14 protein-coding genes are annotated in these 16633 nt (G+C 31.7%); 4 read left to right on the top strand and 10 right to left on the bottom strand.

Features of this window, described 5'->3' with window-relative positions; genetic code table 11:
• Positions 1–30: 30 nt before the first annotated feature.
• Genes pseC through CN692_RS06365 form a run of 5 tightly spaced genes read right to left on the bottom strand, consistent with a single transcriptional unit; the run spans position 31 to position 5410 of the window.
• A complete protein-coding gene (gene pseC / locus CN692_RS06385) occupies positions 31–1236 on the bottom strand; it encodes a UDP-4-amino-4,6-dideoxy-N-acetyl-beta-L-altrosamine transaminase (RefSeq protein WP_098118319.1) in 1206 nt (401 codons plus the stop codon).
• Positions 1229–2197 carry an NAD-dependent epimerase/dehydratase family protein gene (locus CN692_RS06380; RefSeq protein ID WP_098118318.1) on the bottom strand — a complete coding sequence of 323 codons (969 nt, stop codon included), beginning with the start codon at positions 2195–2197 and terminating at the stop codon, positions 1229–1231. The genes pseC and CN692_RS06380 overlap by 8 nt, the downstream gene beginning before the upstream one ends.
• A gap of 11 nt (positions 2198–2208) precedes the next feature.
• The gene (locus CN692_RS06375) at positions 2209–3213 is read right to left on the bottom strand and encodes an SDR family NAD(P)-dependent oxidoreductase (RefSeq protein WP_098118317.1); all 1005 of its coding nucleotides are present in this window, start codon (positions 3211–3213) and stop codon (positions 2209–2211) included.
• Positions 3213–4631: a CDP-glycerol glycerophosphotransferase family protein gene (locus tag CN692_RS06370; RefSeq protein WP_098118316.1), complete on the bottom strand. Its 1419-nt coding sequence runs from the start codon at positions 4629–4631 to the stop codon at positions 3213–3215. Before CN692_RS06370 ends, CN692_RS06375 begins: the two co-directional genes overlap by 1 nt.
• The gene (locus CN692_RS06365) at positions 4628–5410 is read right to left on the bottom strand and encodes a glycosyltransferase family A protein (protein WP_098118315.1); all 783 of its coding nucleotides are present in this window, start codon (positions 5408–5410) and stop codon (positions 4628–4630) included. The genes CN692_RS06370 and CN692_RS06365 overlap by 4 nt, the downstream gene beginning before the upstream one ends.
• Positions 5411–5721: 311 nt before the next feature.
• Here CN692_RS06365 and CN692_RS26055 point away from each other — a divergent pair, with 311 nt between their 5' ends.
• Positions 5722–5937, top strand: a complete 216-nt coding sequence (locus CN692_RS26055) for a hypothetical protein (protein WP_098118314.1) — start codon at positions 5722–5724, stop codon at positions 5935–5937.
• Positions 5938–5940: 3 nt separating this feature from the next.
• Positions 5941–6909 carry a CgeB family protein gene (locus CN692_RS06355; protein WP_098118313.1) on the top strand — a complete coding sequence of 323 codons (969 nt, stop codon included), beginning with the start codon at positions 5941–5943 and terminating at the stop codon, positions 6907–6909.
• A gap of 103 nt (positions 6910–7012) precedes the next feature.
• Here CN692_RS06355 and fabF read toward each other — a convergent pair whose 3' ends face one another.
• Complete coding sequence (gene fabF / locus CN692_RS06350) at positions 7013–8245, bottom strand: beta-ketoacyl-ACP synthase II (protein WP_098118312.1); 1233 nt, start codon at positions 8243–8245, stop codon at positions 7013–7015.
• 107 nt (positions 8246–8352) lie between these two features.
• Here fabF and CN692_RS06345 point away from each other — a divergent pair, with 107 nt between their 5' ends.
• Complete coding sequence (locus tag CN692_RS06345) at positions 8353–9192, top strand: helix-turn-helix transcriptional regulator (protein WP_098118311.1); 840 nt, start codon at positions 8353–8355, stop codon at positions 9190–9192.
• A gap of 132 nt (positions 9193–9324) precedes the next feature.
• Positions 9325–9762, top strand: a complete 438-nt coding sequence (locus CN692_RS06340; RefSeq protein WP_098118310.1) for a VOC family protein — start codon at positions 9325–9327, stop codon at positions 9760–9762.
• Positions 9763–10066: 304 nt separating this feature from the next.
• On the opposite strand, the gene CN692_RS26050 is transcribed toward CN692_RS06340, so the two are convergent.
• The 4 genes from CN692_RS26050 to CN692_RS06325 form a co-directional block, all read right to left on the bottom strand.
• Positions 10067–10222, bottom strand: coding sequence for a hypothetical protein (locus CN692_RS26050; RefSeq protein ID WP_179874377.1), 156 nt, complete (start codon positions 10220–10222; stop codon positions 10067–10069).
• A 269-nt stretch (positions 10223–10491) separates the two neighbouring features.
• Positions 10492–14439: a S8 family serine peptidase gene (locus tag CN692_RS06335; protein ID WP_098118309.1), complete on the bottom strand. Its 3948-nt coding sequence runs from the start codon at positions 14437–14439 to the stop codon at positions 10492–10494.
• Positions 14440–14924: 485 nt separating this feature from the next.
• Entirely contained in the window at positions 14925–15215 is a 291-nt protein-coding gene (locus tag CN692_RS06330) for an SAV0927 family protein (RefSeq protein ID WP_098118308.1), read from the bottom strand.
• A gap of 413 nt (positions 15216–15628) precedes the next feature.
• Positions 15629–16630, bottom strand: a complete 1002-nt coding sequence (locus CN692_RS06325) for an HD-GYP domain-containing protein (RefSeq protein ID WP_098118307.1) — start codon at positions 16628–16630, stop codon at positions 15629–15631.
• Positions 16631–16633: the final 3 nt, after the last annotated feature.

The raw sequence follows: 16633 nt of genomic DNA, 5'->3' as shown, positions 1-16633 counted from the left end.
ACTCCCATTTAAATAGAGATTGATCGTTCCTTACAATCTACTTTTCGAAAAATAATTTAAAACTTTTTTTACAGCATTTACAACGTCTTTGGCGTCTTGATCACTCATTCCTGCATGTAATGGCAATGTAATGAACTCTTCATAGCAAGATTCCGTCACTGGACAACTACCTTTTTTATAGCCTAAACTTTCGTAATAAGGATGGTAATAAACGGGTACATAATGAACGTTTACTCCAATATTTTCTTTTTGTAATGCTTCAAAAATAAATTTGCGATTGGCATTGAGATTACGAGATTTAAGTTTTATTATATACAAATGCCAACTTGAGTCCCCGTTTTTATCTTGGTAAGGTAATGTTAGATCTTTAAGTGATGCTAATTCATGCGTATAAAAACGACTAATTTGTTTTCGTCTAGCAATAAATGAATCTAGTTTCTTTAATTGGGATATGCCAAGTGATGCTTGAATATCTGTCATTCGATAATTAAAGCCTAGTGAGTGCATCTCGTAATACCACGGACCATGATTTTCTTTCAATAAATGTTTAGCTCGCACAATACCATGAGATCTAAATTGAATTAATTTTTGATAGTAATCTTCATTGTTAGTTGTAATCATTCCGCCTTCTCCGGTTGTGATGTGCTTAACTGGATGAAAACTAAACATCGTCATGTCACCGATTGACCCAATTTTCTTATTTTTATATTTAGCTCCTAAAGCATGCGCTGCATCTTCAATCATAATAAGATTATTCTCTTTTGCAATTTCCAAAAGTTCCTCAAGAGCCGCTGGTTGTCCTGTAAAATGAACAGGAATAATTGCTTTTGTCTTTTTAGTTATCTTCTCTTTGATTTGTGAAGGGTTTATATTATAGGTTTTTGGATCAATATCAACAAATACAGGAATACCCCCTTGATATAAGACACAATTTGAAGTTGCAGCGAATGTCATTGGTGTTGTGATAACCTCATCACCCTTACCAATTCCTGCTGCGAAACAAGCCCCATGTAAAGCAGCGGTTCCACTTGAAAATGCCACAGCATATTTAGCACCTGTATACTCGGCAATCTCTCTTTCAAACCGTTCAAGCGTCGGACCTGTTGTAATAAAATCACTACTTAATACTTTTATAACTGAATGAATGTCGTCTTCATTTATGACTTGTTTCCCATAAGGTAAGAAATGATCGCGCACAGGTTGTCCACCATAAATAGCTAATTTCTCTTTATCCATTCGATGAATCACTCACATTTGCAATCGTTTTTTTGATCCATTCTTCTGTTTTTTGTAGACCTTCATCAATAGTTATTTTTGGTTTCCATAGCATAATTTTTTCGGCTTTTTGAAAATTACATAATAGTTTTGGAATTTCGCTTTGAGGATGAATATGAGGAATGTGGTAAATAGGAACTTGTTTTTTTGAAATTTTAGTCGCTAAATCATTAATTGAAATATCTTTTCCAGACCCAGCGTTAATAATTTCTCCGTTTAATAGATTATTATATCCTGCTTCTACAACGAAATCAGCACAGTCTTCTACATAAAGTAAGTCTCTAGTCTGAGTCCCATCGCCATATATATTAATTGGTAATCCTTTTAATTTATTATGAATAAAAATGGAAACGACGCCACCTTCACCACCGGTTCTTTGAAATGGTCCATACGTATTAAAAGGTCTTAATACAACTACTGGTAAACCATAGGAAAAAAAGTATGATAATACCATATTTTCTGCAGCAATTTTAGAGCCTGCATAAGGTGAAGCGGGTTTAGTTGGTGATTTCTCATTGATTCCATCATCACTGTAGGCTTTCTCATATACCATACAAGTGCTCATAAATACTAATTTCACATGATAATTCCGACATTCTTCCAATAAATAAAAAGTTGCAAGTGTATCATTTTTAAAAGTTGTTTCTGGATCATCAATACTATCTTGCACATTAATACTTGCTCCTAAGTGATAGCAAATATCGAATTTTATACTACTAAACAGGTCCTGAATTGATTGTCGATCTTTTAAATCGATAATTCTTAACCCTTTGAGATTCTCATTCCCAATAAATTCATTGACATTTTCAATAGATGAATTAGATAAATTATCGACAATCCATACTTTTTGGCCATCTTTTAGTAATTTTCCAACTACCCATCTTCCGATAAACCCAGTTCCACCAGTCACTAATACGTTCATTAAACTCCTCCTTAGATCAGATTTTCTTTTCGTATTATTTCTCTTACTTGAGCTTTATTTATAGGGATTTCACCTGCTGAGCTATATGTTCCTGGTTTTGTCTTCTTAGCTCCTATATAAGTTTTATTTGCTGAAAAAAATGAAGGGATAATATATAAATCTGGCAATTCAAACGAGACGAGTGATTCTTCGTAAGTCATTAATTCCTCATATTTTTTTTCACCAGGTTTTAAACCAATTTCGATCATTTTTACATCAGAAGGTTCGATGCCATATTTTATAGACGTTTCTTCAATAACTGTTTCAGCTAAATCTTTTAAATTAATGACTGGCATTTTTAAGATAAATGTTTCGCCACCTTGAGCAATTTTCAGTGATTCAATTGTTAGTTTTGTAGCTTGTTCTAATGTCATCATAAATCTCGTCATATTTAAATCAGTTACAGTCACGATTTTTTTCTCTTTTACTTGGTTTATAAACAATGGAATGACTGAACCTCGCGAGCCAATTACATTGCCAAATCGAACACTTGAAAAAATTGTGTGTTTTGACCCCTTAGAATATTCCGCTGAAGAGATGAGCTTTTCAGCAGTTAATTTTGTTGCGCCATAATTATTCGTTGGTGAAATAGCTTTATCGGTACTTGTAAAAACGACTTTTTTAACATTTTGATTTTTTGCAGCAGAGATGACATTGTATGTGCCGATTACATTCGTTAAGACAGCTTCAAATGGATTATATTCACAAAATTCAACATGCTTCATCGCAGCTGTATGGAATACATAATCAATATCTTCCATTGCACTTACTAAACGTTCATAATTACGAATATCGCCTATTAAAAATCTTAATCTTGCATCATGATTAAATTCAATTTTTAAATTAAATTGTTTATATTCATCTCTACTAAATATTCTAATCACATCTGGCTCTTCATTTAAAAGTTCCTTTACGATACTTTTACCAATCGTACCTGTACCACCGATTACTAAAATTTTTTTATTCTTAAAAAACATTAGTTTTCACCTCTTGCTAATTCGCAAACTAAGTTAAAAAGTTCTTTGCCAGAATTTTTCACATGATAGGAATCTGCTAGAAAGTTATTTTTTACATTTTCATAATTTTGTTTTTCCTCAGAATTATAACAGTAAGTGGATAGTGTCTTTACTAATTCTTCTGGGTCATGTTGAGTGTATTTACCTAATCGTTCGAAGTATTCATAGTGCCGATTACTTATGACAAAGTAATAAACAAAAGTAGGTTTATTGAATAAGCAACTTTCTAAAGCGACAGTAGATAACGATGCAATTGTGATATCAGAATTGGCTATTAATTCATGCGTATTAGCACTACGATCTGTAACTACTTGAACAGACTTATATTGTCTCATTAAATCTACATATAACTTAACTCTATTTTTTGCTAGCTCCCACGGATGTGGCTTTATCAATAGTTGGAAAGTTTTATTATTCACAAGTAAATCAATCATTTTTTTAAACTGATTCGAATTTGTATTTGGACCAGTTGCAATTAAGATTGTTGTTTTATTTTCATCTAGATTATATTTTTTAAGAAATTCATTTTTACTAACTTTTGGATAGTTAAAAATGTCATCATATCTAGGATGACCAATTGTTGCAATTCTTTTTGATTCAAGTCCACGTTCTATATACCATCTCTTCTCATATTCACCATAAACGGCGACTTTGCTAGTAAACACTGGCATGAATGCTTCTTCACCCATTAGGATTCCATGTTGAAGACAGATGCTAGGAATACCGTTCATTAACCCAACAATTCCAAGAGAGCGACTAACCATATCCTCTGTCGTTCCAACGATCGTTGTAGATATAGCGTTCTGTTCGTATAGATTAAATACTGTCTCAATCGCATCAACAATTAAAGGAATTCTTTGTAAAAATGTGTTTTTAAAAAATGCATTACCAAATGCTGGATGTTCTTTCAATCTATTAAATAGTTCGTAAGCAGTTTCGATTATTTTTTTTGAGGATTCGGTTGTATCGATTTTAAAGTTTCCTATAAATAAATTTGGGAGATCTGAGTAGGTAGGATTTTTTGAGCGGGATAGGATGACGGTTTTTTCTTTATTGAAACATTCGTTTATTTTTTTACCCGTAATTCTAAGATAGTCTAGGTTAATTAACACTTTTCCATTTTCAACATTTTTATTCGATTTCGTCATTTTAGGAATTAGATTAGCAAAAAAAGGTTGAATATCAGTAGTGTCTTTTAACGTTGCATGCTTTAATTGTGTTTGAAAATCTTTTTTCACCATACATAATTTAAGTTCTTCATCGATTTGTTGATAAAAATTGGTCATGATTGCTATTGGTATATCTCTATATGTCAAAGCTTTAAATTGGTTGATAAATTCACTATAAAGTAACCAATAATTTGAGAGATAATGACTCATCTTATTCCTCCATTTTTTTTCTTAAGTCTTATATCTTCTCTTAATTCTTTACATGTTCTCTGCTCTGGCAACAGTTTAATAAACTCATTTTGTTCCTTTTGTGCCAATTGAAAATGAATTGATTGTTCAGTAATAAAATTATCATCTAATATTTCCGCAATTGGATAAAAATCCCAAAAATGATTTAGTCGCCAAAAAAATCGAGCATCCCCAATTCGATAAAATGTTGGATCGACATCCCAATAAGAACCAAACTTTTTATATATGATAGGTAGAATTGATTTCCTATGCATAATAGAACAATGATCAATTTGGCATGATGCTACCGAAACAATACCATGAGTTGCTCTTAATTTTGTATTAATTATTTCTTTATTTTCATTTAAAATATTTACTAATGAAGCTGAGTAGGCAATCATTACCTTAGGGTGATTCTCTAAATAGTGGACCATTTTTTCTAATCGGTTTTTTCGATAGCAATTATCGTCAGTCGCATATGAGATATATTCACCTTTTGCGAACGTTAAGGCTTGATTTATTAAATCCGCATATCGAACCTTTTCTACTCTTTGTTTCATAGTTTTTATATTACTTTGAAAAAATCTAATTCGCTGATCACATAGAAACGGCCTGATCTTATTTAATGTTTCCTCGCTTGAATTATCATCCATTAATAGTAGTTCAAAATCAGTAAAAGTTTGATTTAGTATCGACTGAATTGATTTTGAAATATATTCTGGTTTATTAAAACTAGTCATTATGATTGAAACTTTTGTCAAAACATCCCCTCCTTTTTTTAACATTCTCTATACAATATGAACTGCCTTATTAAATGTAATAGGAAAGAAAACTATATTAAACAAGTTTAGTAGAATTATCGTAAAAAATAGAACGATTGGTAGACTAATCGCGTGACTAATTTACTATATTTCATATCAAAACTAGTAATTAAAGCTATACCTTTTACGCTTTTTAACAAAATTTTAGTTAAATCTACTAATTTTCAACGAATACATAAAAACAAGTAACTTTTTTAAATCTTTTCATATATTAGTTTTGAATTGAAAATTTATAAAAAGGTGGGTAAAATTTGAACAGTTTCCAACACTTAGTTGAAAATCTTATAGCAGGACAAGTTATTATTATCACAACAGACTCGGGAGACACTATTGGACCAGCGCAATTCGTTACATTTAACGCGCTGACAAATATTATAACATTGAAAGAATTTAGCTCACTTTCTCCGAGTGAGGAAGTCGTCGTAGCTTTGATTGCATCAAAAATAGAATCTATTAGATATCATTAGTAGATGAAAGTTTTATATTTTCAGTCAGTTTATAAGGGCATCTATTCTTATTTTGATTTATGGCTAAAAGAAGTAGTTTCCGAACAAATTGATCTAATCAGTATTCCAATAAGTACGAATCAGACAATGTTAAAGAATTTGATTTTAACTATTAAACCAACCTATATATTTATGATGATTGGTAATTCAAAACCAATCCATTTACTAAAATTGATAAATGAGATGAAAATCCCTCTTATTCTATGGTTTACAGAAGATCCTTTCTATATTGATGTTAGTTATGATTTGCTACCATATGCAGATTGTATTCTTTCCATTGATCAGTCATCTTGTGAATTTTATTCTAAACTTGGAAATAAGCAGATTCATTATCTCCCTTTAGCAACAAACGAGAATATTTTTAAGCCGATTAATCGAAATAAAGATATCGATTTGTTATTAATAGGTTATCCTTATCCAAGTAGAATTAAATTAGTGCAAGCAATCATTGATTCAACAAATTATTCAATAGTCCTAATCGGAAAGAATTGGAGAAAATACTTGAATATTTCAATTCAAAATAAGAAAAACATTCGATTTGTTACGAATTGGATTCCTCCAAATATCGTTAATTATTGGTACAATCGAGCAAAAATCATTTTAAACCCTCATAGAGAGTCTACTTTTTTGTTAAATAAAAATAGATTTAATGTAACCAATCGTAGTGTAAATAATCGATTTTTTGATATTGCTTTAAGCGGAGGGTTTCAGTTGATTAATGACAAAATAGATCCCTTTGTCGATGAGGAAATAGAAAGTTTATTTCGCTATTCTGATGAGGAAAATTGTATCCATTTAATTCATAAATTTACTAATGATTCTTCTTATAGGGACAAAATCACAACTGAAATACGATCAAAAATGATTGGAAAAAACACATTTTCTGACCGATTAAAAACGCTAAAAAATATATTAGAACAAAATTCTATATAATAGGTTAAATTAAAAAATTATCTTAAATAATAATGTGAATGAGATTAAATCCAAAATAAAAAGCCTTTATAAAAAAAGGCTTTTTTTTATCATTTACAATGTATTATTCATACTTTTTCAATACAATTGCTGAATTGTGTCCACCAAATCCAAATGAATTGGAGATACCAATCGTCAAATTTTTCTTTCTTGCTCCTTCTGATACATAGTCTAGATCACATTCTGAATCAGGATGTGTTAAATTTATCGTTGGAGGTATTATACCTTCTTGTAAACTTTTCACTAAAGCAATTGCTTCTACCCCACCTGCTGCACCAAGCATATGGCCGAGCATTGATTTATTAGCGGTGATTGGAATTTGCTTAGCTTGTTCGCCAAACAGCTTTTTAATAGCAAGTGTTTCTGAAACATCGCCTAATGGTGTGCTTGTAGCATGTGCACTGATCACATCCACATCTTCAATCGTAATATTTGCTCGATTCAATGCGTTTCTCATCGCAATATAAGCCCCGCGCCCTTCTGGGTGGGTTGCTACCATATGATACGCATCCGAACTTGCTCCATATCCAATTACCTCACATAAAATTGTTGCATTTCTTTGTAATGCGTGCTCTAAAGATTCCAATACTAATAATCCAGCACCTTCACTCATTACAAATCCATCTCTTTGTGCGTCAAATGGTCTGCTAGCTATAGTGGGATCTGTATTCGTCGATAAAGCTTTTGCGTTACCAAAACTAGCTAAGGATAATTGTGATATAGCTGCTTCAGTACCACCCGCAAATATCACGTCAGCTTCCCCGTTACGAATTGTATTAAAGGCTTCACCGATTGACGAATTTCCTATTGAGCAAGCTGTTACAGGAGATAAAGATGGTCCTAATGCTCCCAAACGAATACTAATTTGAGCTGCAGCTGCATTTGAGATAATCATTGGTACTAGGCTTGGGCTTACTCGACTTGGTCCACGTTCATTTAAAAGATTCACATTCTCAATAAAAGTATTAATTCCTCCAATACCTGAACCTACATAAACACCTAATCGTTCGAGATCAATTTTATCAAGTTGAATTTGTGAGTTTTCCAGTGCTTGTTCTGCAGCTGCTAAAGCAAATTGACAAAAACGATCTAATTTTCTAGCTTCTTTTCTCCCCCATCGTTCTTCTGCATCAAAATCACGGACAATACCTGCTACTTTTGTTTTAATATTTGACACATCAATCGTGTCAATTGTACTGACACCAGATTGACCTTTTAATAGGTTATTCCATACCGTATCAACATCATTGCCTAAAGGTGAAATAACACCCATACCAGTAATTACAATTCTTTTCATACTAATGCCTCCAAGTGTTTTTCTTTATTTTAACGCGTATTTATCCTATTACAAGTTGTAGTTTATCCTAGTATAATTTATACTACGATTTAGAAAGGAGTTTGAATATGAAACCAGAGACCCGACTTCAAGCACTATCAGAGTTTTTAAAAACACAGCGTTCTAAACTTAGTCCGCAAATGGTTGGCCTTCCACTAGGTACTCGTAGAAGAACTCCAGGGCTACGAAGAGAAGAAGTTGCTCAAATCGCTGGAGTGAGTACTACTTGGTATACGTGGCTAGAACAAGGACGAGATATAAAAGTCTCTACTTCTGTATTAGACGCCATTTCAGATGCTTTGCAATTAAATAAAGATGAACGCAATTATTTTTATGCACTTGCCCTACCAGAAGTGGAAAAGCGTTCATATTCAGGTGAAGAGGAAACGATTATTAGTCCAGCGCTAAAAAAAATAGTCCAAGAACTACGATATTGCCCAATCATTATTTCAGATCGAAGATGCCATATTGTTGGATGGAATCAAGCAGCGGCCCACGTTTTCCTAGATTTTTCTCAAATTGAACCAGAAAAACGCAATCTTATTGAGCTCCTTTTTTCTAGAAAAGAGTTTAAAACTTTAGCAGTGAATTGGGTGCATTTTGTAAAAGGATTTTTATCAATTTTCCGTACATATTATGGTCAATATGTAGGAGATCGCTGGTATACATCATTTATTAGTGAAATGGAGGAAAACTATCCTGAGTTTCATGAGCTATGGAATGAAAGCGAAGTAAGTTCTGCACCTGAAGTCTTAATTGAATTTAGACATGCAAAAACAGGGAAAATGCAATTTAACTTAACTTCATTACAAGTGCAAGGAAATGTTGATCTAAGATGCAGTGTCTATACACCTGTTGAAAATACGAACACAGAATCGAAGCTTATAAAATTAATGGGTAATGAATGAATATAGCTATTTTATTATTCAAGTAAATGGGTTTGTTAAAGAAGGATATTTTCTAGTTTAAGCGAATTAGAATTTCAAACAAACCTTATACAAATACAAGTATGGAAATAACAAGAACTAGGAGGTATGAATATGAAGGTTAATCGTATAGATCATGTGAGTATAAACGTAAATGACCTTTCAGGGGCCAAAGCGTTTTTTCTAGATTTAGGACTTGAAGTGCACGCGGAATGGGAATTGGAAGGAGAACAGCTGGACAGAATAGTTGGGCTTAAAGATGTTAAAACGGCATGTGTAGGATTGGGCATGCCAGGTGGGCAGACATGGATCGAGCTAGTCAAATTTGTTACACCATCAGATGAAAGTGACCATCAGCAACCATTTGCAAATACGCTGGGTATACGACATATTTGCTTTGCTGTTGAAGACCTTGAAGCTATTATTGCAAAATTAAAAGTTAGGGGAACGGAAATCTTTAGTGAGATCGAGCAATACGAGGAAAGCTATAAGTTATGCTATGTTCGTGGTCCAGAGGGAATTATTTTAGAGTTGGCGGAAAAACTCGGTTAAATATTGGATGTGTATTTTAAAGATTTCGTTCAAACAGTAATTTTAAATTTAATAAGATAAAAAAAGAAAGCTTGGTTGGACCAAACTTTCTTTTTTTTATTCAAATATCAATACTATTTTCAAAAATACCTTTAAATTTTAAATTAATATGCTTTCATTTGATCTGGTGTTCCATACTCTGCTTTTCGACGAAGGACAACAATGCCTTTTTCAGTTTTACCATTAAAATCAGCAAGTCCTTTTTGACCTATATCTTTTTCAACTTTTGGATAGAAATCTTTCTTAAATTCTTTTTTAGCATCATTTAAGTTAATATACCTAGTAATACAGAAACACCTCCAAAAAGTTCGTTGATTGTTTTCATTAATCTTTTGTTTCTTCCTAATAGGAAGTCTTTTTCGTCTTCAGTTAAATCATTTGAATCATACTCTTCACTTGAAAAAGTGACAGTTAGTACCATACTATTTTCAATAGGTTAGCGTATTAAGTATGTATTGTGAAATTCACTTTTTTTAAAAGACTAGCCAACGAATGAGCAACCTATTTTTGCTTAATTTTACCAAATTCATTTATAAAACGTCTATATTATTCGGAAAATTCCATCAAAACCTCCAACATTTATTTTCCTTTAAAAAAGTAAATTTATATATAGGAATAAAAGCAAACAAAAAAATCCTGTTACCCTAAAAAGGGTGAATCAGGATTTTTCTGCATCAATCGAAACCTTTATTATTTAACGATCGAATATTGTGTAACTTTAAATGAATCAACATTTATTAATTTATTTGTTGCAGCACGAGATTTTGTTCCAGTAGCAACTATTTTAATCGTGTGTGCTTTATTTGATAGACTTTGAGTATTAAATACATTTACTTTATATTTGCGGCTTGATGAGTAAAGATCAATTTGTTTTACTTTTTTACCGTCAATATAGATGTCAGCTTTACCCATATTTTTATCTTTTAAAGCATATACTGTAACTCCTGTTCCAGTGAAATTGTATTGAAGAGATCCTTTAGATCCTTTTGTTTCATTAATCGTTCCACCAGAAGCATGTGTATATTTTAGTTTATTCCAAGTTCCAGAATATTTAACATTTTTATCTGTGTTTTCTACTGATTTCGTTGTTTGAACCGAAACAGAAATACTATATTGTCCTGATCCTTTTAATGTAGTAGGAACGATAAAATATTTTCCAGTTTTAGATGGTTTAAATACAATTTTTTCAGAAGAAGCTGAACTTGTTGATGTTTTCAGTGCTTTTTTACCATAAATTGTTGTAGTACCAATATCGAATAATGAAAGATTAAAGTTAGTGTTAGTAGGACCAGTTAAGGCAATTTCATATGTTTTGCCTTTTTCTAGTGTTTTAGACCATACGTCGTTTAAATCTTTTGCATCTCTGTTTAATGTTCCTTTTGCTGAACCTGTTAATGGTAGACTACCTTTAATATCATCATCAAAAACATAAGTTATAGCAGATGAGAAAGGTGACTCTGTTTTATCAGGTGTGTTGATTACTACTACATAGTTATAAGATTTTCCTGGTACTGCAGTCGTATCCGCAAAAGATGTTGTAGTAATAGGTGTTTTATTTAATTGTACATAATCAGTTTGTTTAGATTCTTTACGGTAAATGCTATATGATTCAGCTAATTTCGTTGCTGTCCATGAAATAACTGGACTTTTCTTAGAAGTATCATAAGAAGACTTTAATGAAACAGGGTTACTTTTAACAATAAATTTATTAAAATTGATCCCTGAAGCAGATTTTCTAGCAGCTGGGTCACTTTTACCAGTCCAAACAATTTTAATTGAGTGTGTACCGTAATTCGTAAAATTATATTTCAATAGACTTTGATTAGACTTTAATGTACTCGAATAAAGTGAAGGTGAAGCAACCTTTTTACCGTCAATATAAACATCAGCAATACCTTGAGATGAATCTTTGAAGCCTTGCCATTCAACGCTATATCCTACAAATGAAAAACTAGCATCACCAACTGAATTAATCATTGCAGCCATTTCGTTTGGTTTTTTTGAATTAAATGAAGGCATCCATCCTCCATTGTAAGTGATTGCACTAGATTCAACACCATACGTTCCACCGAAATTACCAGTATAAAGCTTATATTTTCCTGAACCACTGTAGTCGTACACATTCACGAAGTAAATACCTGTTTCAGGTGCTACAAAGTTAATTGTTTCATTCGATGTTTTTTGATTTTCTGAGTAAGCAACCATGCCATTTTTATTATTTACAGTAGGTGTTTTTTCACCATACACATACAAATCGAAATCGCTTCCTGCTTGACCGTTTAAAGTGAAATTAATACCTTGTCCTTCTTTTAATGCTACTGCATATACATCATTTTTATCAGTTTTTGAATTTAAACTACCATTTAATACACTTTTATCTAACGGAACTCCTGGTGTTTCATTATCATCAAATTTATCTAGATTTGATGTTTTTATAAGGTTTTCCGTGCCTACAAGACCTTTTAAGGAATCAAGTTTCTTACCTTTTGCACTAGTGTATAACTTAAGCATCTCCGGAGCCATGTTTGGATTTAATCCTAATAAAATAGCAGCTGCACCAGTTGTATGAGGAGTTGCCATTGATGTCCCGCTATAATAATCATATGCTTGTGAATAATCTGAAACATATTTTGAATTGACGATTGTTTTTGGATCATTTGATTGTACAAAATCAGCCATATAGTACGGGAAATCAAATTTATTTACATCAAATTTTGTATCTTTATAGATTCCATCAGTTAAACCTTCTACATTCAAACTAGGTCCCATATCAGAGTATACATCTAAATGTAACATATCTTTTACTAGTGAAGACTTCTCTTGCCCTGATAATGAGTTAACACCAGATAATAATAATTTACCACCATTAGTTAAATAACCTTTTAACAGATCAGTATCTGTTTTTGTTAAAGTAGTACCTTCATCTGACATAAATCCAACAGCATTTCCTGTAAACCAAACTACAGCATCATACGATGATAAGTCGCTTGCGCTCATATAATCAGAAATTGACTCATCCGAGTTAATTGTAACTGTTTTTACAGAATTATATTTTGATAATAGAGTTTGATAGGTTGGTAAATAGTTTTTAAAGATTTTTGAAAGTTCTGGGTCATCTGAGAAGAATTGACTCATATCATTTTCATCATCTTGTACAAGTAAAATTTTCTTATTCGTATCCGTTAAATCTAAATAATTTAAGGCGTTGTTAAATGCACCTTGTCTTTGTGAATCAGATATTTTTTCATACCCAATACCATCAAAGATCGCTTTGTAATTATCACCAGTAGTTTGAGCTGATGCTCCTGCTTGAACAATTTTCAATGCTTTTGTAATTTCATCAAGTGGATATTTAGGAACTGAACTTAAAACATCAACTCCAGGTGCAGCTACATCAACTGAATCAGCACCATAATTCGAAAAATCTGCTAATTTGCCTTTGTTATCAACTGCAGCTACTGATAAAATATTTGAACTTTCAAACCCTGCAGGATATGCTCCACCTTCTTCGACATCCATTCCGTCATTACCAGCGGCAGCTACGAATAAACTATTAGAATTCTCAATTGCTTCTTGAAGTAATGGATCGTAATCATAACCAGTCCAACTGTTATTCGTAATTTTTACACCCATATTTTTTGCATATTCAATTGCTTCGATCGCATCAGCAGATGAACCACCAAAAGGACCAATGAATTTTAAAGGTAATATTTTTACGTTTGGAGCAACACCGACTACACCTTTGTTATCATCTGTACTTGCTCCTTCTAATGCAGCAGCAATTGTTCCGGATACATGTGTACCATGCTCGTCTCCATCAAGTGCATCATATACAGTGTTATCATCGTTATAAAAATCCCAACCATGAACGTCATCTATATATCCGTTATGGTCATCGTCTATCCCATTATTAGGAATTTCCTTTTTATTTGTCCAAATTTTACCAGCTAAATCCGGATGGTTTATATCTACACCTGTATCGATAACACCAACAACAACTTCAGATAGCTTTGCACTATATTTCTTCCAGCCTTCTGGTGCATCTACGTCCATATGTTCTACACCAGTGCTTCCATTTATTGTTTGACCTTTATTATCAAGGCCCCATAATTGATCATAATAGTTTGGAGCACTATTTATGTCAGAAGCAAAATATTTATAGTTAGGTTGGACAGATTCTACGTTCTGATCCTTTTTTAGTTTAGTTATGTATTCACTCGTACTTTCGCCAGATGGTATTTTAACTACTTCTGCATTTAAAGACTTGAATTTCTTTGATGATTTTAATGAATATTTTTTCTGAAATGTCGAGATTGCAGCCGAAGTCACATGCTTTTTATATTTAACAATTACTTCGCCTGTTTGGTAATTATGATTGATTTGAGATTGGTTATTTTTTAACTTTTCTCTTAATTTTGATTCGATTGCAGATTCAGACTTTTTAGCATGTACTACTTTATTGCTCGCGCTCGTTACTTCCTTCATTTGACTTTTTCTAAGACTTTTCCCAGAGTTTACCTGATTCGCCACTACCGAATTTGAACCCGTTAGTGAAGAAGCCTGAACAGTTCCAGCATAAATACTAGAAAATAACAGCATAGTCGAAACAGGTAAAGCTAGATAATTTTTTTTCTTCATTGTTGCGCCCCTTTTAACTATTTAATAGTAAAAAAACTTAACCAATTCTTTGAAAGTTTAAGGATTGATTATATTTATCTATGAAATTAATTCGAATTAATTTCATTTTTTTATATCAATCTATTAAACTATCATATCATTTACCCCCTTTCCTTTGGAATTATTTTCTAGTGAACATTTGCAAATTCCTTTTAAATCAGCAAAAAATAGAACTTTTGAATTTGAATTTTTATATATTTGGAAATTTTTCACATGTAAATACCTACCTTTTTGAAATCAAGATAGGAATAAAGAACTACTAAAAAACATTCAAAAACGGAATGCTTTTATTGCAGTACTTTAATTTTTAATTAAAATAAAATAATTGTAGCGTTTAAAGTCGTAAATTTTTTTAGTGTGAAACATTTTTCCATAGATTCTTCTATTAAATATGTATTTTTTTATTACATAAAAAGAGCCCCCGAAAAAATCGGAGACTCTTACTTCTAATATTGATCACTAAACAATTTTTGGTCCAAGATTGAATGAAAAAACATTTCAAGTTCTGAGATGTCTTCTGTTGCAATGCCAAGTTTTTGATCCCAATGTTCTGGGCGGTCAATATCTTCTCTACAAAGTAAGACCATTCTTCCACTTTGGATCGAGATTACCATTGCTTTCCCGAGAAATTTTTCTGAAAAGATAACTGCAAAGTCGTAGCGATGGCTACCTGCAGCGATACAATAATAATGAATATTTTGGTTTTCATGTTCTTCTGATAAAATATAGAAATTCATCCCTACCACTCCTCTTTTTTCACTATAATTTTACTCTGGACATCCTACAAAAAAATAAATTATCGAAATTAGAAAAGAGAGTATAAAAACTGCCTTTCTTACTAATTAGATAATAATTGCCAAAATCCCTTTATTTTTATTGTTAAAATTTTGTAATATCTGGAAATATTGTCGTAAACTCTCGAAACACTACAATAAAATGATTTGTTAAATTCTTGTTTTTTTAATTGTATACAGATAGAAAGTGTAACAATTTATGGGCTCTTTTTTTTAGATTTATTGAAAAGAATTACAAGAATGAGTAACTGAAATAAAGGTGGAAGTGCAAATTAGAGCGTTTCTTATAGTTAGTAAATTCCATCAAAAAAAACGGCTAATTATTTAAAATCAGCCGTTTCTTGAAATCAAATTATTTAATGTCCGATCAATAAATTTCTTCTTACATTTTCATCGATTTGTTTTGTTAAGATATTTGGGCCTTCTCTTTGTAAAATTTTCAAGAAAGTGTCAGCAATATCTGAATCAAATTGTAAGTTTTTATTGATCGTTATTTCATTTATTACCGAGTCAAAGTTTAGCTTATTTCGATAAACTCGATTTGAAGTCATTGCATCGAATGTATCAGCAATTGCTGTGATTTTTGCAACAATTGGAATTTCTTCCCCACTGAGGCCGAATGGATAGCCTTTCCCATCAATTCGCTCATGGTGATACAATACCATATCTAATACTCCATTTTCGATAAAAGAAGTAATGTGGGCCATTGTTTTGTAACCGATTATTGGATGATCTTTAATTACCTCAAATTCTTCTTTTGTTAAACGACCGTTTTTAAATAAAATATGTTCTGGAATACCAATCTTACCAATATCGTGAAGCAAACCTCCAATATACAATGCTCGACACTGCTTTTCAGTAAAATTCATTTCCATAGCAATTAAAAGAGAATATCTTGCTACATTTTCAGAATGATTTCTTGTATATGGATCTTTTGATTCAAGCGTTTTAGCTAAAGAGATAATCACATCTAACTTTTTTTTATTTGTTTTCAAATAGTTTTTTACGAGTTCAACAGATAAAAGTGTTCCAATTGAAAACACAAAGAACAAAATAATAAAATTTTGTACATTTAAGATTGAGTCTGTAAAATACAATCGAACAAATATGATAACAGTTAAATTAAGAAACAAAAAAGATTTAGGCTTATTCCAAAATCCTAGACCTAAAAGAATCGACTCAACATGGTAAAGTGGATATAATTCTATGTCAGTTAATCCATATACAAAATAATTTAGCAAAGGTACTAAAATTAAACTTACAAAATATACATACCGAAAAAGGAAAGTATTATCTAATGATATTTTAAATTTACTACCCATACTACTGCTTGTTTGATTCAAATTATATTTCTTCATTTC

Source organism: Bacillus sp. AFS002410, assembly GCF_002556365.1.
In the GTDB taxonomy this organism is placed as follows: domain Bacteria; phylum Bacillota; class Bacilli; order Bacillales; family Bacillaceae_G; genus Gottfriedia.
The sequence above is the reverse complement of the archived record's forward strand: the minus strand, read 5'-3'. Positions and strand labels throughout refer to the sequence as shown.

Excerpts from the sequence above, each read along its gene's own strand:
- pseC (WP_098118319.1), bottom strand. The coding sequence starts at position 1,236 with ATGGATAAAGAGAAATTAGCTATTTATGGTGGACAACCTGTGCGCGAT.
- CN692_RS06380 (WP_098118318.1), bottom strand. The coding sequence starts at position 2,197 with ATGAACGTATTAGTGACTGGTGGAACTGGGTTTATCGGAAGATGGGTA.
- CN692_RS06375 (WP_098118317.1), bottom strand. The coding sequence starts at position 3,213 with ATGTTTTTTAAGAATAAAAAAATTTTAGTAATCGGTGGTACAGGTACG.
- CN692_RS06370 (WP_098118316.1), bottom strand. The coding sequence starts at position 4,631 with ATGAGTCATTATCTCTCAAATTATTGGTTACTTTATAGTGAATTTATC.
- CN692_RS06355 (WP_098118313.1), top strand. The coding sequence starts at position 5,941 with ATGAAAGTTTTATATTTTCAGTCAGTTTATAAGGGCATCTATTCTTAT.
- fabF (WP_098118312.1), bottom strand. The coding sequence starts at position 8,245 with ATGAAAAGAATTGTAATTACTGGTATGGGTGTTATTTCACCTTTAGGC.
- CN692_RS06345 (WP_098118311.1), top strand. The coding sequence starts at position 8,353 with ATGAAACCAGAGACCCGACTTCAAGCACTATCAGAGTTTTTAAAAACA.
- CN692_RS06340 (WP_098118310.1), top strand. The coding sequence starts at position 9,325 with ATGAAGGTTAATCGTATAGATCATGTGAGTATAAACGTAAATGACCTT.
- CN692_RS26050 (WP_179874377.1), bottom strand. The coding sequence starts at position 10,222 with ATGGTACTAACTGTCACTTTTTCAAGTGAAGAGTATGATTCAAATGAT.
- CN692_RS06335 (WP_098118309.1), bottom strand. The coding sequence starts at position 14,439 with ATGAAGAAAAAAAATTATCTAGCTTTACCTGTTTCGACTATGCTGTTA.
- CN692_RS06330 (WP_098118308.1), bottom strand. The coding sequence starts at position 15,215 with ATGAATTTCTATATTTTATCAGAAGAACATGAAAACCAAAATATTCAT.
- CN692_RS06325 (WP_098118307.1), bottom strand. The coding sequence starts at position 16,630 with ATGAAGAAATATAATTTGAATCAAACAAGCAGTAGTATGGGTAGTAAA.